Origin of the sequence: Streptomyces coelicoflavus, assembly GCF_003112555.1 — a bacterium.
Lineage (GTDB): Bacteria > Actinomycetota > Actinomycetes > Streptomycetales > Streptomycetaceae > Streptomyces > Streptomyces coelicoflavus.
Window position 1 is genome coordinate 25,066 of record NZ_BEWB01000023.1, and the last position, 25,036, is coordinate 50,101.

The window sequence follows — 25,036 nt, forward strand, 5'->3', positions numbered from 1 at the left end:
AGGGCGAGGGCGAGGGCAGGGCGGGACGGAACACGGGGACCACCACCTGTGACGAGGGACCGGCTTGCGCTCCCACGATGCGGCTTTTCGCCGGGCCCCGCCGGAGCCCGTGGATCACCTACCGGTTGTGGACAACTCCCTCACCGGAACGTGGCGTTCCCCCGTCCTCGAGCCCAGCCCCGCCCTTGTCCCCGCCCTTGTCCCCGTCCTCGTCCCCGGCCGTCCACACCCCTACGGCAGCGCGATCCCCGGATCCATCCCGCCCAGCGCCGACCCGCACGGGCAGTCCCGCTCCCCGGTCGCCGGCAGCGCGGCCACCGCGTCGAACAGAACGCCCCGCAGCCGGTCCACGTTCGCCGCGAACACCCGCAGCACCTCCTCGTGCGAGACGCCCTCACCGCTCTCCGCACCGGCGTCGAGGTCGGTCACGAGGGTCAGCGAGGTGTAGCAGAGCTCCAGCTCACGGGCGAGTGCCGCCTCCGGGTGGCCGGTCATGCCCACCACCGACCAGCCCTGCGCCCGGTGCCACAGGGACTCCGCCCGGGTCCCGAAGCGGGGCCCCTCGACCACGACCAGGGTGCCGCCGTCCACCGGCTCCCAGTCCTGCCCCCGGGCCGCCTTCAGCGCGGCGGCCCGCCCGGTGGGGCAGTACGGGTCGGCGAGCGACACGTGCACCACGTGGGGCACGGTGCCGTCGGGCATCGGGAGCCCGTCGAAGTAGGTGGAGGGGCGGGACTTCGTACGGTCGACGAACTGGTCCGGCACCAGCAGCGTGCCCGGCCCGTACTCAGGGCGCAGGCCGCCGACCGCACAGGGGCCGAAGACCTGGCGGGCGCCCACCGAGCGCAGCGCCCACAGGTTGGCGCGGTAGTTGATCCGGTGCGGAGGCAGGTGGTGGCCGCGGCCGTGCCGGGGGAGGAAGGCGACCCGGCGGCCGGCGACCTCGCCGAGGAAGAGGGAGTCGCTGGGCGGCCCGTACGGGGTGTCCACGCGGACCTCGGTCACGTCGTCGAGGAACGAGTAGAACCCCGAGCCCCCGATCACACCGATCTCGGCCTGCCCGTTGTCGGCCCGCACGTTCCGGGCCTGCCCGTTGTCGGCCTTCGCCTTGTTCGCCATGCCCGCACCCTAACCGCCTCGCACAACGCCGAGGACCCCGTCGTCGGGCGACGACAGGGTCTCGTAAGAAGCGGGTGCTACGCGGCGGTGGAGCCCGCGGAGGAGCTGCCGGAACCCGAGGACGACGAAGAGGACGACGACGAAGACGACGAACCCGAGTCCGAGGACGACGAGGACGACGAAGAAGCCGAGGACGAGGCCGCCTTCGAGGACGACGACGCCGGCGAGCTGCTCGAGGAGCTGCCGCGGCTGTCGTTGCGGTAGAAGCCGGAGCCCTTGAAGACGATGCCGACGGCCGAGAACACCTTCTTCAGGCGGCCCTGGCAGTTCGGGCACTCGGTAAGAGCGTCGTCGGTGAACTTCTGCACCGCCTCGAGGCCCTCGCCGCACTCGGTGCACTGGTACTGGTACGTCGGCACTGTCTTCCTCCTGGCACTCTCACTCGATGAGTGCTAACGACGGTCCATAGTGACCTATTCCGCGGGATCAGTCCACTGTGGCGGGCGCGCGGTGACCGACACCACGTGCCACCGTACGGCCGGGGGACCGGGTCGCCAGCCGCGAGCGCAGCGTCACCAGGACCGCCAGCGCGAGCACCGTGCCGCCCATCGGCACCAGGAAACCGGCGCCGTCCCGGACGCGGTCCTCGAGCTGCCCCGAGACGGTCACGGCCGCCGCCTGGCCCAGCGCTACGGCACCGGTCAGCCAGGTGAAGGCCTCGGTGCGGGTGCCCGCCGGGACCAGGTCCTCGACCAGGGTGTAGCCGGTGACGATGGCGGGTGCGATGCACATGCCGACGAGCAGTCCGAGGCCGGCCAGCACGAGCACCGAGTGGGCGGCCCACAGCCCGGACGCGGTCACCGCGAGGGCGGTGTAGCCGACCAGGAGGCGCTGTTGCGGGGCCGCCTTCCAGGCGATGGCGCCGCAGGCCAGGCCGGAGATCATGTTGCCCGCCGCGAAGACGCCGTACAGGACGCCGTTCAGACCGGGCTCGCCGATCGACTCCGTGAACGCGGCCAGCGAAACCTGCATGCCGCCGAAGACGGAACCGATGCCCAGGAAGACGACGATCAGGACCCGCACACCGGGGACACGCAGCGCGGAAACGTGCTCCACGCGCGCGTGCCCGCCGTCGGCACCATGGACGCCACCGGCGCCGCCCACAAGGGGCTGGGTGCTCTTCTGCGCGGCGAACAGCAGACCGCCCGCCAGGGTGAGCGCGGCCTCCGTGACCAGGCCCGCGGCGGGGTCGACGGCCGTGCACAGGGCGGTCGCCACCAGGGGGCCGAGGACGAAGGTCAGCTCGTCGGTGACGGACTCGAAGGCGGCCGCCGTGCTCAGCAGGGGCGAGTCCTTGAGCTTCACGGCCCAGCGGGCCCGCACCATGGGCCCGACCTGCGGCACCGAGGCGCCGGTGGGCACGGCCGCCAGGAACAGCGCCCACAGGGGTGCGTCCGCGAGCGCGAGGACGGTGAGGGTGAGTCCGGACGCCGCGTGCACGAGCACGCCGGGCAGCAGGACGGCGCGCTGCCCGTAGCGGTCGGCGAGCCGTCCGCTGTAGGGGGCGAACAGGGCCATGGCGACGCCGGTGACGGCCGCGACGGCGCCGGCGACGCCGTAGGAGCCGGTGGTGTGCTGCACCAGCAGCACGATGGAGAGGGTCAGCATCGCGAACGGCTGGCGTGCCGCGAAGCCGGGGAGAAGGAACGTCCAGGCGCCGCGGGTGCGCAGCAGCTGCCCGTATCCCGGACGGGTGACCGTGGATGCCACGGCCCGTGCCTTTCTGCCGCCTGGTAGCGCGGTCCCGACCCGTGTGGATGATCGTGCGGGAGCGCCGAGAGCTGTCCACTCGCGCGGACTGCGGTAGATGCCGGAGCCCGCGGGATGTGGGGGCGATCCGACCGCCATACGGTCGCGCCAGCTCTGCTTCAGGCAGAGGTGGTTCGATCAGGTGCGGCCTTCATCGTACAGGGGACGGGAGGGGGAGCGGCCTGTGAAAGGGGGCACTCCCTCCGTGCTCACCTGCGATTGCGGCGGGCGTTCTCGGTCCCCCCGGTGCCCAGCCAGCCGGCCAGCTTGCCGCCGTGGCCGACCGCGCGCAGCCGCGCCTCGGCGGCGTCCCGGACGGGGTCGGTCGCGACCACCAGGAGTTCGTCCCCGCGGCGCAGTCCCGTGGTCGGCAGCGGTACGAACGACGTCCCGTCGCGGACGATCAGCGTGACGGCGGACCCGGTGGGCAGCCGCAGTTCGTTGACCTCGACGCCGTGCATCCTCGAGCCCTCGGGGATCGTCACGGACAGCAGGTGTCCGCGCAGCCGCTCCAGGGGCGCCGACTCGATGCCGAGGTCGGCGGCCTCGTCGCCCTTGCCCAGGCGCAGCACGCGGGCCAGCCAGGGCAGCGTCGGCCCCTGGACCAGGGTGTAGACGACGACCAGCACGAAGACGATGTTGAAGATCCGGTGACTGCCCGCGACGCCCTCCACCATGGGAATGGTCGCCAGGATGATGGGCACCGCGCCGCGCAGCCCGGCCCACGACATCAGGGCCTGCTCCTGCCACGGCACCCGGAAGGGCACCAGGCACAGCACGACGCTCAGCGGTCGCGCGACCATGGTGAGCACCAGGCCGATGACGAGGGCGGGCAGGATGTCGTCGCCCAGCTCGTGCGGGGTGACCAGCAGGCCGAGCAGCACGAACATGCCGATCTGGGCGAGCCAGCCGAGCCCGTCGGCGAACCCGCGGGTGGCGGGCCAGTGCGGCAGCCGCGCGTTGCCCATCACCATGGAGGCCAGGTAGACGGCCAGGAAGCCGCTGCCGTGGACCATCGCGCCGGCCGCGTAGGCCGCGATGGCGATGGACATGACGGCGATGGGGTAGAGGCCGGAGGCGGGCAGCGCGACGTGCTTCAGTCCCCAGGACCCCAGCCAGCCCACCGCGAGTCCGATGGCCGCGCCGATGGCCAGCTCCAGGGCGATCTCGCCGATCAGCACGTACCAGTGCTCGATCGGTCCCGCCGTGGAGAAGGCGACCACGAGGATGACCACCGGGGCGTCGTTGAAGCCGGACTCGGCCTCCAGCGTGCCCGTTATCCGTTTGGGCAGCGGAATCCGGCGCAGCACGGAGAACACGGCCGCGGCGTCCGTGGAGGAGACCACGGCCCCGATGATGAGCGCCTGCCGCCACTCCAGCCCCGTCAGGTAGTGCGCACCCGTCGCGGTCACGCCGACGCTCACCGCGACCCCTAGCAGGGCGAGCGCGGAGGCGGCCGGCAGGGCCGGTTTCGCCTCCTTCCACTTCGTGCCGAGGCCGCCCTCGGCCAGGATCACGACGAGGGCCCCGTACCCGATGACCTGGACCAGTTCGGCGTCGTCGAACTTGATGTCGCCGATGCCGTCCTGGCCGATGGCGATGCCGATGGCCAGGTAGACGAGCAGGCTGGGGAGCCCGCTGCGCGAGGAGATCCGGACCGCCGCCACGGCGATGAGCAGGACGAGCGAGCAGACGAGCAGAAGCTGGTTGAGGTGGTGGACAGTCAGCGGCCGTTCCCTTCCCTGGCGCACAGCACGGATCACAGCGTGGGCGAACGCGCCCGCGTTGTGCGCGAGGCGCACCTTCATGGCACACGAATCCGCCGTACTGCGCGGGCAACTACTTCGTTACCTTACCTAACTCTTGACGCTTTCTTGACGCTCGGCTTGGCAAGATCGAACGCCCGTGCGTCCTGGTACCCGACTCCGCGTCAAGGCGGTGCCGGGTCTGCGCCTACAGTTGCTCCAGCGCTCTGCGCTCAGCCTCGGTACGAAGCACAGCCCGCCCCTGCCGCTCGTGTTAGGACAGCAAGGACAGCGATGCCCCCCACCACCACCGCCACCCCGGGTCAGCAGTCCGGCACGTCCGGCAGGAAGAAGCGGAAGGGGCGCAAGGGGCGGCTGCTCGTCCTCGTGCTGGTCCTGGCCCTCATAGGCGGCCTCGCCTACGGGGCGTACTGGTCGATCAGCACCGTGCGCGCGTCCTTCCCGCAGACCAAGGGCTCGATCACGCTGGACGGCCTGTCGGGCCCGGTCGACGTCAAGCGCGACGGGTACGGCATCCCGCAGGTCTACGCCTCCAGCGAGGAGGACCTGTTCATGGCGCAGGGCTACGTCCAGGCGCAGGACCGGTTCTACGAGATGGACGTCCGCCGGCACATGACCGCCGGGCGCCTGTCGGAGATGTTCGGCAAGGGCCAGATCGAGAACGACGAGTTCCTGCGCACCCTGGGCTGGCACCGGGTGGCGAAGAAGGAGTACGACGAGAAGCTGTCGGACTCCACGAAGAAGTACCTCCAGGCGTACGCCAAGGGCGTCAACGCCTACCTGAAGGGCAAGGACGGCGCGGACATCTCCCTGGAGTACGCCGCCCTCGGCTTCACCAACGACTACAAGCCCCAGGAGTGGACCCCGGTCGACTCCGTGGCCTGGCTGAAGGCGATGGCCTGGGACCTGCGCGGCAACATGCAGGACGAGGTCGACCGCGCCCTGATGACCAGCCGCCTCGGCCCCAAGCAGATCGCCGACCTCTACCCGGCCTACCCGTACGACCGCAACAAGGCGATCGTCCAGGAGGGCCAGTACGACGAGCTGACCCAGACGTTCGACGGCGGCGACGGCGGTTCGTCGGGCAGCGGCGACGGCACGGGCACCGGAACGGGTACGGGAACCGGCACAGGTACGGGAACCGGCACGGGCACCGGCTCCGGCAACGCCCTCCAGGGGCAACTGGCGGGCCTCCAGGAGGTCCTGGACGACCTCCCCACCGCCGTCGGCGTGAACGGCAACGGCATCGGCTCCAACTCCTGGGTCGTCTCCGGCAAGCACACCATCACCGGCAAGCCGCTGCTGGCCAACGACCCGCACCTGTCGCCGTCCCTGCCGTCCGTCTGGTACCAGATGGGCCTGCACTGCCGCACCGTCTCCGCCAAGTGCCAGTACGACGTGGCCGGCTACACCTTCGCGGGCATGCCCGGCGTCGTCATCGGCCACAACCAGGAGATCGCCTGGGGCCTGACCAACTCCGGCGCCGACGTCACCGACCTCTACCTCGAGAAGATCACCGGCGAGGGCTACCAGTACGGCGGCAAGGTGCTCCCCTTCGAGACGCGCGAGGAGACCATCAAGGTCGCCGGCGGCGACTCCAAGAAGATCGTCGTCCGCGAGACCAACAACGGCCCGCTCCTCTCCGACCGCGACGACGAGCTGGTGAAGACCGGCAAGAAGGCGACCGTCGACAGCTCCGCCCCCGACCGCGGCGACGGCTACGGCGTCGCCCTGCGCTGGACGGCGCTGGAGGCGGGCACCACCATGGACGCCGTCTTCGCGATCGACCGGGCGCAGAACTGGGACGACTTCCGTGAGGCCGCCTCCCTCTTCGACGTGCCCTCGCAGAACCTGGTCTACGCCGACAGCGAGCACATCGGCTACACGCTGCCCGGCCGCATCCCGGTGCGCGCCGAGGGCCACGACGGCTCGGTCCCGGCGCCGGGCTGGAGCCCCGAGTACCGCTGGACCGGCGAGTACATCGACCAGGACGAGCTGCCCTACGAGTACGACCCGGAGCGCGGCTACATCGTGACCGCCAACCAGGCCGTCGTCGACGAGGACGACTACCCGTACACGCTCACCACGGACTGGGGCTACGGCGCCCGCAGCCAGCGCATCACCTCCCTGATCGAGCAGAAGATCAAGGACGGCGGCAAGATCTCCACGGACGACATGCGCCAGATGCAGCTGGACAACAGCAGCGAGATGGCCAAGCTGCTCGTGCCCCAGCTGCTGAAGATCGACATCGCCGACAAGGACGTCCGCGAGGCGCAGAAGCTGCTGGAGGGCTGGGACTACACCCAGGACGCCGACTCGGCGGCCGCCGCCTACTTCAACGCGGTCTGGCGCAACATCCTCAAGCTCGCCTTCGGCAACAAGCTGCCCAAGGAGCTGCGGGTCGAGGGCCAGTGCCTGTGGGTCGACCCGGTCAACACCACGGGCCCGGCGGACGAGACGAACAAGGTCCGCGAGTGCGGCCAGCGCGACGCCGGCCAGGCGCAGCCGGACGGCGGCGACCGCTGGTTCGAGGTGGTCCGCACGCTGATGGACAAGCCCAAGAGCGACTGGTGGACGACGCCCGCCAACGGCACCCGCAAGGGCGCCGACCACAACCGCGACGACCTGTTCAAGCGCGCCATGATCGACGCCCGCTGGGAGCTGACCGCCAAGCTCGGCAAGGACATCGACACCTGGAACTGGGGCCGGCTGCACCGCCTGTTCCTGAAGAACCAGACCCTGGGCACCGAGGGCCCCGGCTTCCTGAAGTACGCCCTCAACCGCGGCCCCTGGAAGCTCAGCGGCGGCGAGGCGGCGGTCAACGCCTCCGGCTGGAACGCGGCCGGCGGCTACGGGGTGATCTGGGTGCCGTCCATGCGGATGGTGGTCAACCTCGGTGACCTCGACAAGTCCCGCTGGATCAACCTCACCGGTGCCTCCGGACACGCCTACAGCGCCCACTACACCGACCAGACCGACAAGTGGGCCAACGGCGAACTGCTGCCGTGGTCCTTCTCGAAGAAGGCGGTCGACGAGAGCACGAGCGACACGCTGGTGCTCAAGCCGTAGCAGGCACCCGCTGACGGAAAACGGCCTCCACGCGTGCGTGGAGGCCGTTTTCCGTGCGGCACCCGGGTGCGTCCGTGGGCACCCGGGTGCCGCTGCGTCAGCGGAACCTGCGCACCCCCGAGGGCGTCACCACCGCGTCCACCGGCCGGTCGTGCGGCTCCGCGGGGACGCGCGCGACGACCTCCCGGTCGTACAGCAGCACCAGCAGCGCGGGCCGCGCGCCGGCGGCCTCCAGACGCGCGAGCACCCGGTCGTAGGAGCCTCCGCCGCGCCCGAGCCTCAGGCCCCGGCCGTCCACCGCCACCCCCGGCAGCAGCACGACGTCCGCCCGGGTCACCGCCTCCGGCCCCAGGCGCTCGCCGGCGGGCTCGGACAGCTCCATCCGCCCGCCGTGGCGCACGCGCGCGAGGGAGCCCTCCCCGGTGTACTCGCCCCAGTCCAGGTCGTTGTCCGGCAGCAGCGCGGGCAGCAGGACCCGCACACCCCGCGCGCGCAGCGCGTCGAGGAGCGCGAGGGTGCCCGGCTCGGCGCCCACGGACACGTACGCGGCCACGGTGCGCGCCCCCGCGACCTCCGGCAGCGCGAGCGCCCGCACGGCCAGCGCGTCCCCGGCTTCGCGCACGTCGTCCGGGGTCAACCTGTTCCTCGCCGCGAGGAAACCCCGTCGCAACGTCCGCTTGTCAGGTTCGTCCGCAGGGTCGATGTGAGGCATGGGTTACTCCTGAACCGCATTCATGCGCTCATATGAGCGCCAAGGATCTCGAGTCACAGATTCTCCCCATAGGCACCGGATAGGGTGGCGCGCATGACTCAGTCCCACCCCAGGATCAGCAAGGCTGTCATCCCAGCAGCCGGTCTCGGTACCCGGTTCCTGCCGGCCACCAAGGCCACTCCCAAGGAGATGCTGCCGGTCGTCGACAAGCCGGCGATCCAGTACGTGGTCGAAGAGGCCGTGGCCGCCGGCCTCGGCGACGTCCTCATGGTCACGGGCCGCAACAAGCGCCCCCTGGAAGACCACTTCGACCGCAACTACGAACTGGAGTCCGCCCTCCAGAAGAAGGGCGACGCGGGCCGTCTGGCCAAGGTCCAGGAGTCCAGCGACCTCGCGATGATGCACTACGTCCGCCAGGGCGACCCCAAGGGACTCGGCCACGCCGTGCTGTGCGCCGCACCGCACGTCGGCCACGAGCCCTTCGCGGTCCTGCTCGGCGACGACCTGATCGACCCGCGCGACCCGCTGCTCCAGCGCATGATCGACGTCCAGGAGCAGTACGGCGGCAGCGTGATCGCCCTCATGGAGGTCGCGCCGGAGCAGATCCACCTCTACGGCTGCGCCTCCGTCGCCCCGACCGGCGACGGCGACGTCGTCAAGGTCACCGGGCTGGTCGAGAAGCCCGACCCGGCCGACGCGCCGTCCAACTACGCCATCATCGGCCGCTACGTGCTCGACCCGCGCATCTTCGACATACTCCGCAAGACCGAGCCCGGCCGCGGCGGCGAGATCCAGATCACCGACGCCCTCCAGCAGTTGGCGGCGGACGAGAAGGCCGGCGGCCCGGTGCACGGCGTCGTCTTCAAGGGCCGCCGCTATGACACCGGCGACCGCGGCGACTACCTGCGTGCCATTGTCAGACTCGCATGCGAACGTGAAGACCTGGGCCCGGACTTCCGGACCTGGCTCCGCAGTTACGTAGCCGAGGAGATGTAAGGCCGTTGAGCAGCAGCGCGCACCGGGACACCGGTCACGACCACGCCACCGCGGGCCCCGGTCCGGACCGGCTGTGGTCGGTCCAGGAGCACCTGGACGACGTCCTCGCCACCGTCCGCCCCCTGGAGCCCATCGAGCTGAACCTGCTCGACGCCCAGGGCTGCGTCCTGGTCGACGACATCACGGTGCCGCTGTCCCTGCCGCCGTTCGACAACAGCTCCATGGACGGGTACGCGGTGCGGGTCACCGATGTCGCGGGGGCCAGCGAGGAGTTCCCCGCCGTCCTGGAGGTCGTCGGCGACGTCGCCGCCGGCCAGGCCGACCCGGTCACCGTGGGTCCCGGCCAGGCCGCCCGCATCATGACCGGCGCCCCGCTGCCGCCCGGTGCCGAGGCCGTCGTCCCCGTCGAGTGGACCGACGGCGGGCTCGGCGAGGGCCCCGTGGCGGGCATGCGCGCCCGCAGCCTGGCCCCCGAGGGTGCCCAGGGCCACGTCCACGTGTACCGGCCGGCCGAGGAGCGCGCCCACGTCCGCGCCAAGGGCAGCGACGTCCGCTCCGGCGACCGCGCCCTGACGGCCGGCACCGTGCTCGGCCCGCCGCAGATCGGCCTGCTCGCCGCGATCGGCCGGGGCACGGTACGCGTGCGCCCGCGCCCGCGCGTGGTGGTGCTCTCCACCGGCAGCGAACTCGTCCAGCCCGACGAGCAGCTGGCGTCCGGTCAGATCTACGACTCCAACAGCTTCGCGCTCACCGCGGCCGCCCGCGACGCCGGCGCCATCGCCTACCGGGTCGGCGCCGTCACCGACGACGCCGACACCCTGCGGGCCACCATCGAGGACCAACTGGTGCGCGCCGACCTGATGGTCACCACCGGCGGCGTGAGCGTCGGGGCGTACGACGTGGTCAAGGAGGCGCTGGCGCACGTCGGTGACGAGGACGAGCCGGGCGCCGGCGTGGACTTCCGCAAGCTCGCCATGCAGCCCGGCAAACCCCAGGGCTTCGGCTCGATCGGCCCCGACCACACCCCGCTGCTCGCGCTGCCGGGCAACCCGGTGTCGTCGTACGTCTCCTTCGAGCTGTTCGTGCGGCCCGCGATTCGCACCCTCATGGGCCTGCCCGACGTGCACCGTCCGGTGGTCACCGCGTCCCTGGCCGCGGACAAGGCGCTCACCTCGCCGAAGGGTCGCCGGCAGTTCCTGCGGGGCAGCCACGCCGACGGTTCGGTCACCCCGGTCGGCGGCTCCGGCTCCCACCTCGTCGCCGCCCTCGCGCAGGCGAACGCGCTGATCGTCGTGCCCGAGGACACCGCGTCCGTCGAGCCCGGCGCCGAGGTCGAGGTGGTCCTGCTCGGCTGACCGGTGCCCGATGGCGGTACCGTGTCGCGCACAGCAGGCCCACGCGCCGCACCGCGCCGGGCCAGGACCGGGAGCGCCACACGAGCATGAGTACGCAGGACCGACCGCCGAGCAGTGGACAGGACCCGCAGGGCCGGCTGACGCACATCGACGAGGCGGGCGCCGCCCGGATGGTCGACGTGTCCGGCAAGGACGTGACCGCCCGCACCGCCCGCGCCAGTGGACGCGTTCTCGTCGCGCCCCGCGTGGTCGAGCTGCTGCGCGGCGAGGGAGTACCGAAGGGCGACGCCCTGGCCACCGCGCGGATCGCGGGCATCATGGGCGCCAAGCGCACCCCCGACCTGATCCCCTTGTGCCACCCGTTGTCCGTCTCCGGTGTGAAACTGGACCTGTCGGTCGCGGACGACGCCGTGGAGATCACCGCCACGGTGCGGACGACGGATCGCACGGGTGTCGAGATGGAGGCGCTCACGGCGGTCTCCGTCGCCGCGCTCACCGTGGTCGACATGGTCAAGGCGGTCGACAAGGGAGCGGTCATCACGGACGTGCGGGTGGAGCAGAAGACGGGCGGCAAGTCCGGCGACTGGAACCGGTCATGACGCCGGACGCCGGCGGGGGAGGAGCCCTCCTCGGGCCGTACGCCGCCCTGGTCGTCACGGCGTCCAACCGGGCCGCCGCCGGTGTCTACGAGGACAAGGGCGGACCCCTGATCGCCGAGGGGCTGCGCCGCTTCGGCTTCGACGTCGACGGCCCCCGGGTCGTCCCCGACGGCGACCCCGTGGAGGCCGCCCTCCGCGCGGGCGTCGAAGCGGGCTACGACGTGATCGTCACCACCGGCGGCACCGGCATCTCGCCCACCGACCGCACCCCCGAGGCGACCCGCGCGGTGCTCGACCACGAGGTCCCGGGCATCGCGGAGGCGATCCGGGCGTACGGCCGCGACAAAGTGCCGACCGCCGCGCTCTCCAGGGGACTGGCCGGAGTGGCGCGGGAGACGCTGATCGTCAACCTGCCGGGCTCCTCCGGCGGGGTGAAGGACGGTCTCGCGGTGCTGGAGCCGCTGCTGAAGCACGCCGTGGACCAGCTCCGCGGCGGCGACCACCCGAGACCCGCCAGTGGTGGGGGTGCGAGCTGAACGGCCCGTCCTGGCCCGCGGAGCTGACGGACGGCGACATCGTCCTGAGGCCGATAAGACTGCGCGACCAGCGGACCTGGCGCGAGGTCAACCGGCGCAACCGGGACTGGCTGCGCCCGTGGGAAGCCACCATCCCGCCGCCCGGACCCGGCGGCCCGATCGCGCACCGGCCGACCTACCGCCAGATGGTGCGGCACCTGCGCTCCGAGGCCCACGCGGGCCGGATGCTGCCCTTCGTCATCGAGTACCGGGGGCGGCTGGTCGGCCAGTTGACGGTGGCCGGCATCACCTGGGGCTCGATGTGCTCCGGACACGTCGGCTACTGGGTGGACGAGGCGGTGGCCGGCCGCGGGGTGATGCCGACGGCCGTGGCGATGGCGGTGGACCACTGTTTCCGCACCGTCGGACTGCACCGCGTCGAGGTCTGCATTCGCCCCGAGAACGCGCCCAGCCGCCGGGTCGTGGAGAAACTCGGATTCCGCGAGGAGGGCCTCAGGCCGCGTTATCTGCACATCGACGGAGCCTGGCGGGACCATCTGGTCTTCGCGCTCACCGCGGACGAGGTCCCGGAGGGTCTGCTGCGGCGCTGGCACCGGTCACGGCAGCGCGGTGCGCCGAACGCGGGCGACACCGGAAACGTCGGGAATCCCGGGATCCCCAGGAACACAGGGAACACAGGGAACGCGGGTAATTGAATAAACGTTCGAATTCGATCGCGGCGCGACCGCCTCGAATCGGATAATTTCCCTGTCCTGACAGTCGGCTGATCGGATCGGTCACAAGAAAAGTTCGAAATATCAGCCAGATCGTGCGACACACCGGCTCAATTGGCGGATGGCCTCACGCAAACCCCTCTACCGTGTGAGGCGTGAGCAGCAGCGGCCTCATCTACGCAGTCATCGTCGGGGCCTGGGCCGCCTACTTGGTGCCGATGTGGCTCCGTAGGCAGGACGAACTGAACGAGGCCCGTCCGACGGAACGCTTCAGCACCGCCATCCGGCTGCTGTCCGGACGGGCGGGCATGGAGCGCCGGTACGCCAAGGACCTGCGGTCGCGCTCCGCCGACGAGGTGGAGCCCGACGCCGACGCCCCGGACGCCGTCACCGACTCGGTGGACGTCCGGGCCTTCGCCGTGTCCAGAACCCGACGGCACACCCGGCCGGTCCCGCCGCGGCAGACGGCGGAGCGGCCCGAAGCGGCACGCCCGCAGCCGGACGGACCCGCGCACGACCCGAGAGCCGGGCAGTCCCGGGAGCCCGGCCAATCGGCCGGACCCGGCGCGGCCCCGGGGCGGGGACGGGTGCCGCAGGCCCGGCGCGCACCGCTCTCACCGGCGGCGGCCGCGGCACGTGCCCGGCGCACGAAGGCCCTCGCGCGCCGTCGGCGTACGACCGTGATGCTCTTCCTGGCCTTCACGCTGGGCGCGGTCGTCGCGGCGGTCGGCGGACTCGCCTTCCTGTGGGCGCCCGGGGTGCCCGCGGTGCTGCTCAGCGCCTACATCGCCCACCTGCGCGCGCAGGAGCGCCGCCGCTTCGCGTTCCAGATGGACCGGCGTCAGGCCGAGGTCGCCGCCCAGCGACTGCGCGACCGCGACCCCCGGCCGCGCCGGCGCGGCCCCGCCGACCCCGGCGGACCCGTCGGCGACCTCGACGCCGAGGAACCGGACGACGGGCCCGACGTGGAGCCCGACGCCGGAATGTCGGCGCTCGCCGCGGACCGGCGGGCGCTGGTCGAGCAGACCGACCACGCCGAGTGGGTCGACCAGCAGCGGGAACGCCGGGGGCGTCCGCAGGGCGACAGCTGGGACCCAGTCCCGGTGCCCCTGCCCACCTACGTGACCGCCCCGGTCGCCCCCCGTGCCACGCCCGACGTGGACCTCGCGGCCCCGGACGCGTGGAGCTCGGCACGCTCCAGCGCCGTGGCGCCCGACGCCGAGGACGCCGCCCGGGCGCCCGCGCCGGACCGGGACCGCCCGGCGGACCGCGGGGAGACGCGTCCGGCCGAGGAGGAGCGTCCGGCCGCGCACGCCGACGAGCGCCCGGAGACCGCGGGCCGCAGCGACGCCCGCCGCGCCGCGTCCGCCCGCCGGGCCAGGGAGCGGGGCCGCACGCCGCTCTTCGACCAGTACGAGGACGGCGACCGTCCCCGCGCGGCCAACGAGTAGCCGTAAGCGATTTTTGAGCAGGCCGGGCAGGGTGCTAGAGTTTCACTCGTTGCAAGGGCCTGTGGCGCAGTCCGGTAGCGCACCTCGTTCGCATCGAGGGGGCCAGGGGTTCAAATCCCCTCAGGTCCACGCACGACTGTTCTTGAGTTGACTCGGGAGCGGTTGACGAGATCCCGCCGATCTTCATGATCGGTCGGGATCTTCGTCGTTTCAGGGGTCTGCTCGAGCCTGTTCGGCGTGGTGGGTCGGTGGGGCACGAACCTCTGCCGCACAGACAGGTGCCGGCGCGCCGAACAACCTCGACTCAGTCCCGCTGCCCGGTCTGTCCTGGGGCCTTTCACCGATGCCGTCGTGAAGTGCCGGGCGCAGTGGCATGGGCGTCCGACTCGGGCGGCTGGTGAGCGACTTGAGCCGGACGGACCGAAGCGAAGGCCGTGGCGAGCTGGTCCAGCAGGGGCACTGCGCGGGGGTGGGGGGCGCGGCGCGGTGTGATCGCGTAGATCCCACGGGTCGGGGGATCGACGAGGGGCATGGTGGTGACGTCGGCCCGCAGCGCGCACGTCAGCACACCGGGTATGAGCGCGATGGCGTGACCGGTGGCGACCAGGGCCAGTTTGCCGGGCAGATCGGCCGCGGCGAGGTCGATGCGGGCGCTGAATCCGGCGCGGGCGGCGTGCTGGCGCAGGAGTGCCGCCGAGCCGTCGTTGTCCTCGACCCAGGTCTCGTCGGCCAGCGCCTCGATGCGCACCGGCCGGCGCCCGGCCCGCGGATGGCCGACGGGCAGCACGACGACCATCTCGTCCAGCCCGAGGAACCGGCGTTCGACCCGCGGGTCGACGGCCAGCCCCGGCGGAGCGTCAGTGACGACGGCGACATTGAGATCGCCGGCGACGACGCGGTCGTGCAGCTGTGCGCTCAGGCCGGGAAGCAGGCTCCACCGAACCGGTCCGGCCTGCTCCAGCAGGCCCCGGACAGCCTCAGGGACGATCCCCGCGGAAAGAGACGGCGTCGCTCCGATGGCCAGGGGCCGATCACACACCCCGTCGCGAACATCTCGTACCGCGCGAACAGCGCGGTCGGCTTCGTTGAGCGTGGCCAGGGCATGAAGCCGGAACACCTCACCGGCCGGTGTCGGACGCACACCGCGCGCATGGCGCTCCACCAGAGGCACGCCGAGTTGCCGCTCCAGCCCGGCGATCTGCCGGGAGACGGCCGACTGCGTGTGATTGAGGTCGGCTGCCGCCGCCGACAGCGATCCGACCCGGCACACGGTCACGAAAGTCCGCCACACAGTCAAGTCCACGGCGGCAGTATGCCCAGTCGGTATGCGGGCCCCGCAGGGCGGGCATGCGAAATCTGCGCTTGTCGCATCCCTTTGAGGTGCACCACTGTGGCGAGCATGACCACATCGCACACGATCGCCGTCCTCGGTCTGGTGCGCATGGGCGGCGCGATCGCGACACGCCTGGCTGCCCAGGACTGGGACGTCGTCGGCTGGACACGCTCAGGGCGTACATCAGGCACCGTCAAGACGACCGGCGACCCGAACGAGGCCGTGGCCCGGGCGGACCTCGTCCTCCTGGCGTTGTTCGACGGCCCGGCCTGCGAACAAGTCCTCGACGATGTCCGTGGCTCACTGCGACCCGACACGATCGTGCTCAATACCAGCACCATCGCCCCCGCCGAAGCATCGAGGCTGGCCCTGAAACTCGGCCCGTCCTACGTCCATGCGCCTCTGCTCGGCTCGGTGCCGTCTGCTGCCGCCGGAGCCCTGCAGATCCTCGCCGCCGCCGACCAGGAGGCACTTGACCGAGTTCGACCGGTTCTGGAATCACTGGGCACCGTCCGGCGCGTGGACGACGCCTCCAGTGCCGCCGCACTCAAATTGGTCGCCAACAACAGCCTCGCCGGAGCCGTCCTCGCGCTGCGCGACTCACTGCGGCAAGCCGACGCCCTCGCCCTGCCTCGTACCCAGACGCTGGACGTCCTCGAACTCGGCCAGCTCGGCGGGCTCGTGGCCCGCAAGCGACACTTCCTCCTCGATGAGCCGACAGCCGCCACGGCCGAATTCACGATCGGTGCGCTGGCCAAGGACGTGGCTCTGCTGGCCGCCGCGTCCAACACCCCCTTGCGCAGCGCAACGGGCCTGGCCGACAACCCTGCTGGTCTTGAGGCCGACATCGCTGTCGCCGCCACGGTCCCCGCCGTGGAGGACGCCGTACTCGAACCGCTCCGCGCCTACATCCGCGGACACGCCACCGGCGACCCCACCCACTTCCGCGGCGCGTTCCTGCCCACCGCCCACATCGAAGGGATCCGAGACGGCGCATTCGTCTCCTGGCCCCTGGACGAATACTGCACCCTCTTCCAGGGCCGGCCGGCCCCGGACGAACCCACCCGCTCCCGCCGCATCGACGCCATCGATGTCCACGGGACCGTCGCGACCGCCACCATGACGCTCTCGCACGGGGCAGACACGTTCACCGACATCTTCCTGCTGGTCCGTGCAGCTGACGGCTGGCGCATTGCCAACAAGGCTTATCACCGCCACTCCTGAGAGAGCGGCAACCGACCCTTGCCCGTCACGTGTACTCGTGAACACCCCACGCACATTGGCGAAGGCCCCGCCCCCGCCCGCGTCGCCGAGACGCACCCGTGATCATGTACAGCGCAACCTTGGGCGTTTCCCGTGGGTCATCTGTGCGCGGTGTCACGCAGTGGCACCTTCTCGTCGTCTGGGGAACGGAAGAAGCGCACCATGAGACCTAGCTCCCTGTACTCGCCGTGGGCCCGTGCGGCGGTGGCCGGCGCGGCCGCCGCCGGGCTCGCCGCGGCCGGACTGGCCGGCGTCGCCCACGCGGCGGACGGGCAGGCGCCGCTGCCCGTCACGATCACCGGCACGGACCGGGTGGACCTGGCGCTCGACGGGGCCGAGGGCGAGCCCGGGGAGCCGCAGATCCAGCTCGGGCTCACCGGCCCGGGGGAGTACGACCCGGACAGCGACACGGACCCGGAGCCGATCCCGAACAGCGGCTACGAGGTCACCATCGACGCCACCGCGCTCAAGGGCTTCGCCAAGGTCGGCCTGCCGCGGTCCTGCGACGTGGACGGCCTGGTGGCGGTCTGCCGGTCGAGCAGCCTCTACCCGGGCGCGAGCTACAACCCGTACTGGAGCGTCCGGCTCGATCTGCTGGACTCCGCCGAGGCCGGCGACCACGGCACGGTCAAGGTCACCGGCGAGGGCGAGGGGCTGGCGTTCAACGAGCACACCGTCGACGTGCTGGTCGGCGGCCCGGAGCTGCTCCAGAAGAAGCTCCCCGCCCAGCCCGCGGGCTTCGAGGCCGGCGACACCTACCGGGCCCCGCTCGGCTTCCGCAACGTCGGCGCCATGTCCGCCCGCGGCGTCGTCCTCCGCCTCGCCGGCAGCCGCGGCCTGTCCTTCCCCGACTCGTACGACAACTGCTCGTACGCGGAGGAGAACAAGGACAACCTGATCCGCTACCGTCAGGTCGCCCTGTGCACCTTCGAGGGGGACTTCGAGCCCGGCACGGCCTACGAGCTGAGCGAGCCGATCGGCGTGAAGACCGCCGACTTCGCGCTCGGCGACATCTTCAGCTACGGCTTCGACGCGATCGGCGCCGAGGGAGCCGACACGCTGCGGGCGAGCGGCGGTCACCGGCAGGGATCCGGCGAAACGCTCACCCTGAAGCCGGTCGGGAGCGGCCAGAGCGGCGACTACACCAAGTACGCCGAGATCGACCTGGCCACCGGGAACACCTACGACCTCGACCTCACCGGGGCACGCGTCGCGGGCGGGCAGGGCGAGACCGTCACCGTCGACGTCGGCCTGAGCAACCACGGGCCCGCCTGGCTCGGTTCGCTGCGCGCGGGCGGTGAACCGATCGGCTTCACCGTGCAGATCCCCGAGGGCGCCAGTGTCGTGGAGAGCCCCTGCCGGCCCATGAACGACGAGACGCCGGACGAGTACCTGTGCTTCGCCGACACCCCGTTCCTCGAGGACGACGCGCGCACCTTCCCCTTCAAGCTGCGCATCGACGAGGTCGTCCCGGGCGCCAAGGGCAAGATCTTCCTGCCCGACTTCGACAACCCGAGGGAGGGCGACCCGTCCAACGACACCGGCTGGATCGTGCTGAACGGCACCGGTGACGAGGAGACGCCGGGCGACAGCGGCGGCAGCACCGGCGGTACGGACTCCACGGGCGGTACGGGCACCGACGGCGGTTCGGACTCGGCGGGCTCCACGGGCGGCGGTTCGCAGACCACGGGCGGTACCGGGACGGCCGGCGGCTCGGACACGGCCGGGGGCACCACCGGCGGGACCGGCGGCCAGTCGCCCCAGGGCGGCGGGGGCGACGGACTGCTCGCCTCCACCGGCACCACCGCGCTGCTCGCCTCCGCCGGAGCGGCCCTCGCCCTCGCCGCGGGCGGCGTCCTGTTCGTCGTCGCGCGCCGTCACAGGGCGGGCGGCGCGGCCTGACGACGGTCGCGGCGTCCTACGGGACCCGGAGGGCCTTCGCGTAGCAGAGGCTGTCCTCGTAGAAGCGGTAGTAGCCGAACTTCGTGCAGGGCTCGTAGCCGCTGGACGTGTACAGCGCCACGGCCTCCGGCTGCTTGGTACCGGTCTCCAGGACCATGCGGGTACGGCCCGCCGCACGGGCGTCCTCCTCCAGGGCGGCCAGAATGCGGCGGGCCAGCCCGCGTCCGCGCACCTGCTCGATCACGAACATCCGCTTGAGTTCGGCGTCCCCGTCGAGATTGCCCTCGTCGTTGGCGTCCTGGCGGCGCCAGCCGCCGGAGGCGACCGGGACGTCGTTCTCGTCGTACGCGATCAGGTACTGGCCGTTCGGCGGCGCGAAGTCCGACGGGTCCAGGTGCGTGGCGTCGCCGCCGTCGCCGTAGCGGACGTCGTACTCGGCCTGGACCTCGTCGTTGAGCTTCACGGCGTCGGGGTGGTCGAAGGGGACCCGGCGTATATTCATGCTTCCTACCGTATATCGATGCGTATCCGGAGCGGGACACCGTCCAGTGTGCCGGTATCGTGCCGGGATGCTCACCGTGACCTCCGTCAACGTCAATGGCCTGCGCGCCGCCGCGAAGAAGGGCTTCGTGGAGTGGCTCGCCGGTACCTCCGCCGACGTGCTGTGCCTCCAGGAGGTACGGGCCGAACCCCAGCAACTGCCCGAACACGTCCGCACGCCCGACGGCTGGCACGTGACGCACGCCCCCGCCGCCGCCAAGGGCCGGGCCGGGGTCTCCCTCTACACCCGCCGCGAGCCAGACGCCGTCCGCGTCGGCTTCGGCTCCACGGAGTTCGACGCGAGCGGCCGCTACGTCGAGGCCGACCTGCCCGGTGTGACGGTCGCCTCCCTCTACCTGCCCTCCGGCGAGGTCGGCACCGAGCGCCAGGACGAGAAGGTCCGCTTCATGGGCGAGTTCCTCGCGTACCTCAAGGAGCTGCGCGAGCGCGCCGCCGCCGAGGGGCGCGAGGTCGTCGTCTGCGGCGACTGGAACATCGCCCACCGCGAGGCCGACCTGAAGAACTGGCGCGCCAACAAGAAGAACTCCGGGTTCCTGCCGGAGGAGCGGGAGTGGCTCGGCCGCGTCCTCGACCCGGCGGAGGGCGGGTACGTGGACGTGGTGCGCGCGCTGCATCCGGACGTCGAGGGGCCGTACTCGTGGTGGTCGTACCGGGGGCGGGCCTTCGACAACGACAGCGGATGGCGGATCGACCTCGCGGTGGCGACCCCCGGCCTGGCCGCGCGGGCGGTCAAGGGTCTCGTCGAGCGGGCCGCCAGCCATGAGGAGCGGTGGTCCGACCACGCACCGGTGACGGTCGTCTTCGAGCACTGACCGGCCCACCGTGCGGCCACTGACCGGCCCTTGACCGGCCCACCGAGCGGGGCCGTCCGGCGGGCTCCCGGCCGGCCCGTCGAGGGGCCCGTCGAGTGGGCCGTCGCGTGGCCGGCCGCGGCCTCGAACGCTTGTCGCGGGCCGTTTTCGGTCAAACCCTTGAATGCGCCAAATGGCGTGGACCGGCTGTCCCCCCGTGCCGTCTACTGAGGGAGCTGATCGGCCGGCGGTCGTGCTCGGGGAGGCAGGCGCATGGGGGAAGAGGCCACGCACCACTGGATCGTGGTGCTGGACGTGGAGAACTTCAGCTCGCGCCGCGACCCCGTGCAGCGGCGCGTGCGGGCGGCTATGTACCGGGCCCTCGCCGAGGCCCTGCGGCGGGCCGGGATCACCGACGCGGACACCGTCTCCGAGGACCGGGGCGACGGCGTACTGATGCTGGTGGCGCCCTCCGTCTCCCCGCTCCTGCTCGCCGGCCCCTTCGTGCGGGAGCTGGACGAGGCCCTGGGCGAGTACGCGCAGGAGGCCAACGCGGACCACGCGCTGCGGCTGCGGGTGGCCCTGCACCAAGGGCTCGCGGCCCGGGACGCGCACGGCTGGTCCGGCGACGCGGTGAACACGGCGTGCCGCCTCGTGGACGCCCAGCCGCTGCGGGACGTGCTGGCCGAGGCCCTGTCCGCGCGGCTGGTCCTCGCCGTCTCCGACGAGGTGCACCGGGGCGTCGTCCGGCACGGGCACCGCGGGATCGACCCCGCGGCCTACCTGCGGTGCGACTTCACCACCAAGCACGGCGAGACGATCACCAGCTGGATCACCGTGCCCGGCTACCCGGCGCCCCCGGGCCTGCCGGCGCCCGGCGACCCGGCGGCGGCCGCTCCGCCCGCGCCGGGCGCCGCAAGCTCCGGGCCCGGCACGACGAGCACGTCGCCCGGTGCCACAGGCTCCGGGTCCGCCGCGGCCGGGCGGCCCCCGGTCGCCCTGCACGCCCAGACGGTCCAGGGCGACCAGGTCGCGGGCGACAAGCACGTGACCGTGCACAACACCGGAAGCGTGCGGCCGTGACGGCCACCGCGGCCGGGCAGTCTCCGGCCGCCGGCGATCCTGGGGGGAGCCCGCCGGCGGCCGGTGCGGGGGGACCCGCGGCGGGCGGACCCGGCGACAAGGCGGAACCGCCCGCCGCGGGGGGCGGCGGCCCGGACCAGTCGTCCGACTCCTCCGGCGGCAACACCGCGGAGCAGCCCACGTCCGGGCCCGGTGCCGAGTCCTACCTGGCGACGGCCGCGCTCGGCGTGGGCACACAGCGGCGCGGGCTCCTGCGCGACGCCGTCGCCAACGTCGAGGGCGACATGGTCGGCGGCGACAAGTTCGTGGTGCTGCTGGGCGGCCAGAAGCGCAAGCTGCGCGTGTTGTCCCCGCTGATCGTCGAACGTGTCCGGTTCGCGTACTGCGTTCCGGCCGACCTGCCCGACGTCCGGGACGCGCTCACCCGGCAGCGGTTCCTGATCCTGCGCGGAGCCGAGGGACACGGCAAGTCCGCCATGGCCGTACGCCTGCTGCTCGGCGCCTGCGACGGCACCCTCTACCACCTGGACAGCGACGTCGACCTCGCCTCCCTCGCCGAGCAGCTGGAGAACGAGGGCGGGACCGTCGAGCCGGGCGCCGGGTTCCTGCTGGACAGCCCCGACGACATCGCCCGGCTCGGGCGGGAGACCTACGACAAGGTCCAGGGCGCCCTGTCGCAGGCGGGCGCCTGGCTGGTCGTCACGGTGCCGGAGGGCGAACTCGCCGACGGCGAACTGCTCACCGGCGTGCGCGACCTCACCACCGCCCCGCCTCCGGCCGACGTCGTGCGCGCGCATCTGCGGTGGCGGCTCGGGGAGCGCGCGGCCGAGCGGCTCCTCGGCCGCGACGACGTGCGTGACGTCGTCGACGAGCTGCTGGGCGCCGCCCCGGCCTGCCGGCAGGCGGGGGACCTCGCCGCGGCGCTGTGCGAGCAGTACGACCTCGACGGCAGGATCGACCCGGACCGGCTGCGGGAGCACCGGGCCCGGTGGGAGGCGGAGGACTTCGAGATCTGGGCCGAGAGCCTGCCGGACGCCGCCACCCGCAGCTTCGCCCTCGCGCTGGCCGTGCTCAACGGCTGCCCGCAGGAGGACATCGCCCAGGCGGCCCGCTCCCTGCGCGGCCGGCTGGAGGACGACGGCCCCTATGTGCGGGCCCCCGGACCCGACGGGCGCGTCACCCGCTCCAAGGACCTCTTCGAGATGCCCCGGCGCCGGCTGCTGCGCCGGCTGCGGGCCCAGGAGCAGGACAGGCCCGGCGGCGAACCGGGCCGCGTCCTGGAGTACCGGGACCCCGACTACGCGCGCCGGGTCGTCCTGCACGCCTGGACCCAGTACGAGATCCAGGGCGAGATCCTCGACTGGCTCGAGGAGCTGGTGGTCCACCCCGCCGAGCAGGTGCGGGTCTACGCCGCGGTCTCCGGGCTCGGCGTGCTCGCCACCGCCTCCTACGGCTACGTCGAGCGGCGGGTGCTGAAGCCGTGGGCGCGCGGCGAGAGCGCGTGGCGCCGCATGGCCGTCGCCTACGCCCTGACCGTGGCCGGCGAGGACGCGTGGGTCCGGGAGAAGGCCGCCGAGCTGGTGAACGGCTGGTACGCCGACGAGAGCCCCTGGGGCCGGGCGACGGCGGCCCGCGTGCTCGGCCTGGGACTGTGGCCGGAAAGGGCGGTCGAGGAGATCGCCCGTCTCTTCAAGGTCGTCGACGCGACGGTGGCGGTGGCCGCCGGATGCGCCCTGGCCGACCTGGTGGCCTTCGAACCCGACCGGGCCGGTTCCGTGCTGGCGATGCTGCGGGCCAGGGCCGGCGAGCACCGCTCCGGCCGGGCCGCGGTGCTCGCCTTCCTGATCGTCGCCGCCCAGGTGGTGGTGGAGACCAAGGACCTGGAGGACGTGGACCAGGGGGCCCGGGTGCCGGAGTGGCCGACGCTGCTGCACCTCGCCCACCGGCGGCACGAACTGCGCGACCCCTTCGTCCGGTTGTGGCGCGCCGCGCTGCACGAGCCGGACTTCCACGACGAGGCGGAACAGGTCGTCGGCAACTGGGCGAAGCTCGCCGAGCGGGACTCCGAACTCAGGGAGATGTTCCGGCTGATGGTCGGCGCCATCGCCGACGGCGACGTCCGCGCGGGCCGCGTGCTGCGGATGTGCGCGGACTCCTGGATCCACCCCGACCGCATCGTCCCCCTGCCCCTGACGGCGGGGATCGTGCACGCGACGCTCGACGCGATCGACCTGGAAAGAGTGTGAAGATGCCCCTCTCCCTCATCCTCAACGACCGTGCCGTCCCCCGCAGCAAGGTGGGGGACATCTCGCCGTTGCCGCCCGCGGTCGCGGTCGTCTACCCGGTCGAGGGCCGCCCCTTCGAGGTCGAGACGGTCCGTACGTTCGGGCAGCGCGTGTTCGGCGGGAGCCGGCCCTGCTACGTCGTCGACCTCAGCGACCACCGCCGCCAGGCGGCCGTCACCAGGACGCCGCTGACGTGCCGGGACGGCGGGCACCGGTTCCGGGCGACGATCGACGTCGGCTTCCGGGTGCACGATCCGGCGCTGGTGGTCTCGCGGAACGTGCGGGACGCGCTGGCCGTGGTGTACGGGTACCTCACCGACCGCATCCGGATCACCGCCGCCCAGTTCGACATCACGCAGGCCCTGGCGGCGCAGCTGCGGATCAACCAGGAACTGGACCGGGAGATACCGCTCCCCGAGGGCGTCACCATCTACTACTGCAAGATCCAGATGGAGCCCGACGAGGCGGCCGCCCGGCACATCCAGGAGCTGGCGGAGGCCGAGCGGCGGGCCAGCCTGGGCGTGCACGCCCATGAACGCCGGATCGGCGAGGTCCGTTCCGACGAGCAGGTCAAGGACATCGTGGAGGACGGCCGCCGACGCCGGCAGGCCGACGAGCGCAAGGTGCTGGACGGCCGCCGGATCGACATCGAGGAACTCATCCGCGAACACCTGGTCCGCCATCCCGAGGAGACCGGACAGGCCCTGGAGATGCTGGCCAGGGTGCGGGACGCCGAGGTCGCCCGGCACGAACTGCGCGACGAGCGGCACGCCGACATGGTCAAGTACCTCATCGAGCGGGGCGTGGTCCGCGAGGTGGACCTGCCCGGACTGCGCGCGGGTGTCCTCGGCGCCGACGGTCCCGGCACGGGGGTGAGCGGCGTGCTCGAACGCCCCGACGCCGGGCGGCAGCCGGGGCTTCCCGCGGGTGGGCCGGTGGTCGCGGACGCGCACGGGGGCGCCCCCGCCGCGGCCCAGGGCGCGGGGCCGGTGCGGTGGGGCGGCGCCGGCCCGGCGCCCGCGTCGGCGCCCGCCACCGGCCTGGTCCCGGTCTACGTCGTCCTGGACACCTCGCCGGCCGCGGCCGGATGCGTCGTCGACCTCGGGAACGCGCTGCGCTCCCTGCAGACCCTGCTCGCCAACAGCCCCGACGTGGCCTCGGCCGTCCGGCTTTCGGTGATCACCTACGCCGACGGCGCCGACGTGGTGCTGCCGCTGACCGAGGTCTCCTGGCGCACCGGCGTGCCCGGGCTCACCACCAGCCCCGGCTGCCGCTACCGCCCGGTCCTGCGGCGGCTGAAGGACCTCATTCCGCTGGAGACGGAGCGGCTCAAGGAACAGGTGCCGCGCGTACTGCGGCCCGTGGTGTTCTTCCTCTCCGTCGGACAGCCCGAGGACGACGCGGAGTGGCCCGCGGCGCACGCCGAGCTGATGGCGCACACGTACTTCCCGAACATCGTGGCCTGCGCCATCGGCGCGGACCGGGCCCGGGTGGCGCAGCGGATCGCGTCGCGGCCGGCGCTGGCGGTCGCCGCCGTCGAGGGGGCGGACCCGGCCCAGTCCGCGGTGCAGTTCTCCGTCCTGCTCCAGCGCACGCTGCTGCACCTGGGCCGGAGTGCGATCGCCGGGCAGATGGAGCTGGTACTGGAGTGCCCGCAGGGGCTGGCGCCCGTCGCGGCGGACGAATAGCGAAG

The 25,036-nt window shown here is 72.4% G+C and carries 20 protein-coding genes, 1 tRNA gene and 1 pseudogene; 15 read left to right on the plus strand and 7 right to left on the minus strand.

Annotation, left to right across the window (positions count from 1 at the left end):
• Window positions 1–231: 231 nt before the first annotated feature.
• On the minus strand, window positions 232–1,119 hold the full coding sequence (locus Sco07f_RS38275) for an S-methyl-5'-thioadenosine phosphorylase (RefSeq protein WP_054103531.1): 888 nt from the start codon (window positions 1,117–1,119) through the stop codon (window positions 232–234).
• A gap of 87 nt (window positions 1,120–1,206) precedes the next feature.
• Here Sco07f_RS38275 and Sco07f_RS41395 point away from each other — a divergent pair, with 87 nt between their 5' ends.
• The gene (locus Sco07f_RS41395) at window positions 1,207–1,383 is read left to right on the plus strand and encodes a hypothetical protein (protein WP_007388640.1); all 177 of its coding nucleotides are present in this window, start codon (window positions 1,207–1,209) and stop codon (window positions 1,381–1,383) included.
• Window positions 1,384–1,397: 14 nt separating this feature from the next.
• On the opposite strand, the pseudogene Sco07f_RS41400 reads toward Sco07f_RS41395, so the two are convergent.
• The 3 genes and pseudogenes from Sco07f_RS41400 to Sco07f_RS38290 form a co-directional block, all read right to left on the minus strand.
• Window positions 1,398–1,538 (minus strand): annotated as a pseudogene (locus Sco07f_RS41400) (FmdB family zinc ribbon protein); the annotation flags it as partial.
• Window positions 1,539–1,605: 67 nt separating this feature from the next.
• Window positions 1,606–2,889 carry an MFS transporter gene (locus tag Sco07f_RS38285; RefSeq protein ID WP_087790603.1) on the minus strand — a complete coding sequence of 428 codons (1,284 nt, stop codon included), beginning with the start codon at window positions 2,887–2,889 and terminating at the stop codon, window positions 1,606–1,608.
• 248 nt (window positions 2,890–3,137) lie between these two features.
• A complete protein-coding gene (locus Sco07f_RS38290; protein WP_244942255.1) occupies window positions 3,138–4,736 on the minus strand; it encodes a potassium/proton antiporter in 1,599 nt (532 codons plus the stop codon).
• A gap of 231 nt (window positions 4,737–4,967) precedes the next feature.
• Between Sco07f_RS38290 and Sco07f_RS38295 the strand changes: the two genes are divergently transcribed.
• On the plus strand, window positions 4,968–7,763 hold the full coding sequence (locus Sco07f_RS38295) for a penicillin acylase family protein (protein ID WP_108990644.1): 2,796 nt from the start codon (window positions 4,968–4,970) through the stop codon (window positions 7,761–7,763).
• Window positions 7,764–7,860: 97 nt separating this feature from the next.
• Here the strand turns inward: Sco07f_RS38295 and Sco07f_RS38300 are convergent, their stop codons facing one another.
• Window positions 7,861–8,475: a 5-formyltetrahydrofolate cyclo-ligase gene (locus tag Sco07f_RS38300; protein ID WP_108990645.1), complete on the minus strand. Its 615-nt coding sequence runs from the start codon at window positions 8,473–8,475 to the stop codon at window positions 7,861–7,863.
• A gap of 93 nt (window positions 8,476–8,568) precedes the next feature.
• Between Sco07f_RS38300 and galU the strand changes: the two genes are divergently transcribed.
• From galU to Sco07f_RS38335, 7 genes are all read left to right on the plus strand, one after another.
• Complete coding sequence (galU, locus tag Sco07f_RS38305; protein ID WP_007388643.1) at window positions 8,569–9,471, plus strand: UTP--glucose-1-phosphate uridylyltransferase GalU; 903 nt, start codon at window positions 8,569–8,571, stop codon at window positions 9,469–9,471.
• 5 nt (window positions 9,472–9,476) lie between these two features.
• Complete coding sequence (gene glp, locus Sco07f_RS38310) at window positions 9,477–10,826, plus strand: molybdotransferase-like divisome protein Glp (protein WP_054103529.1); 1,350 nt, start codon at window positions 9,477–9,479, stop codon at window positions 10,824–10,826.
• Window positions 10,827–10,912: 86 nt separating this feature from the next.
• Entirely contained in the window at window positions 10,913–11,425 is a 513-nt protein-coding gene (moaC, locus tag Sco07f_RS38315) for a cyclic pyranopterin monophosphate synthase MoaC (protein WP_108990646.1), read from the plus strand.
• Window positions 11,422–11,961, plus strand: a complete 540-nt coding sequence (locus tag Sco07f_RS38320) for a MogA/MoaB family molybdenum cofactor biosynthesis protein (protein WP_108990647.1) — start codon at window positions 11,422–11,424, stop codon at window positions 11,959–11,961. The genes moaC and Sco07f_RS38320 overlap by 4 nt, the downstream gene beginning before the upstream one ends.
• Window positions 11,958–12,656, plus strand: a complete 699-nt coding sequence (locus Sco07f_RS38325) for a GNAT family N-acetyltransferase (protein WP_218030764.1) — start codon at window positions 11,958–11,960, stop codon at window positions 12,654–12,656. The genes Sco07f_RS38320 and Sco07f_RS38325 overlap by 4 nt, the downstream gene beginning before the upstream one ends.
• A gap of 173 nt (window positions 12,657–12,829) precedes the next feature.
• Window positions 12,830–14,125, plus strand: a complete 1,296-nt coding sequence (sepX, locus tag Sco07f_RS38330; RefSeq protein ID WP_108990648.1) for a divisome protein SepX/GlpR — start codon at window positions 12,830–12,832, stop codon at window positions 14,123–14,125.
• A gap of 55 nt (window positions 14,126–14,180) precedes the next feature.
• Window positions 14,181–14,254 (plus strand) — tRNA-Ala (locus tag Sco07f_RS38335).
• Between the two features lie 208 nt (window positions 14,255–14,462).
• Here Sco07f_RS38335 and Sco07f_RS38340 read toward each other — a convergent pair.
• The gene (locus Sco07f_RS38340; RefSeq protein WP_108990649.1) at window positions 14,463–15,428 is read right to left on the minus strand and encodes a LysR family transcriptional regulator; all 966 of its coding nucleotides are present in this window, start codon (window positions 15,426–15,428) and stop codon (window positions 14,463–14,465) included.
• A 96-nt stretch (window positions 15,429–15,524) separates the two neighbouring features.
• On the opposite strand from Sco07f_RS38340, the gene Sco07f_RS38345 reads away from it, so the two are divergent.
• Together Sco07f_RS38345 and Sco07f_RS38350 are read left to right on the plus strand one after the other, a co-directional pair.
• The gene (locus Sco07f_RS38345) at window positions 15,525–16,682 is read left to right on the plus strand and encodes a nuclear transport factor 2 family protein (protein ID WP_108990650.1); all 1,158 of its coding nucleotides are present in this window, start codon (window positions 15,525–15,527) and stop codon (window positions 16,680–16,682) included.
• Window positions 16,683–16,883: 201 nt separating this feature from the next.
• Window positions 16,884–18,623, plus strand: coding sequence for a hypothetical protein (locus Sco07f_RS38350; RefSeq protein ID WP_108990651.1), 1,740 nt, complete (start codon window positions 16,884–16,886; stop codon window positions 18,621–18,623).
• Between the two features lie 16 nt (window positions 18,624–18,639).
• Here Sco07f_RS38350 and Sco07f_RS38355 read toward each other — a convergent pair whose 3' ends face one another.
• Entirely contained in the window at window positions 18,640–19,125 is a 486-nt protein-coding gene (locus Sco07f_RS38355; protein WP_007390146.1) for a GNAT family N-acetyltransferase, read from the minus strand.
• Between the two features lie 67 nt (window positions 19,126–19,192).
• On the opposite strand from Sco07f_RS38355, the gene Sco07f_RS38360 reads away from it, so the two are divergent.
• The 4 genes from Sco07f_RS38360 to Sco07f_RS38375 all read left to right on the plus strand — a co-directional run bounded on the left by Sco07f_RS38360 (window position 19,193) and on the right by Sco07f_RS38375 (window position 25,031).
• A complete protein-coding gene (locus Sco07f_RS38360; protein WP_108990652.1) occupies window positions 19,193–19,996 on the plus strand; it encodes an exodeoxyribonuclease III in 804 nt (267 codons plus the stop codon).
• Between the two features lie 252 nt (window positions 19,997–20,248).
• Window positions 20,249–21,058 carry a nucleotidyl cyclase domain-containing protein gene (locus Sco07f_RS38365; protein WP_108990653.1) on the plus strand — a complete coding sequence of 270 codons (810 nt, stop codon included), beginning with the start codon at window positions 20,249–20,251 and terminating at the stop codon, window positions 21,056–21,058.
• A complete protein-coding gene (locus Sco07f_RS38370; protein ID WP_108990654.1) occupies window positions 21,055–23,304 on the plus strand; it encodes a hypothetical protein in 2,250 nt (749 codons plus the stop codon). Before Sco07f_RS38365 ends, Sco07f_RS38370 begins: the two co-directional genes overlap by 4 nt.
• 2 nt (window positions 23,305–23,306) lie before the next feature.
• Window positions 23,307–25,031 (plus strand): vWA domain-containing protein, encoded by a 1,725-nt coding sequence (locus tag Sco07f_RS38375; protein WP_159107051.1) that lies wholly within the window; start codon window positions 23,307–23,309, stop codon window positions 25,029–25,031.
• Window positions 25,032–25,036 lie beyond the last annotated feature (5 nt).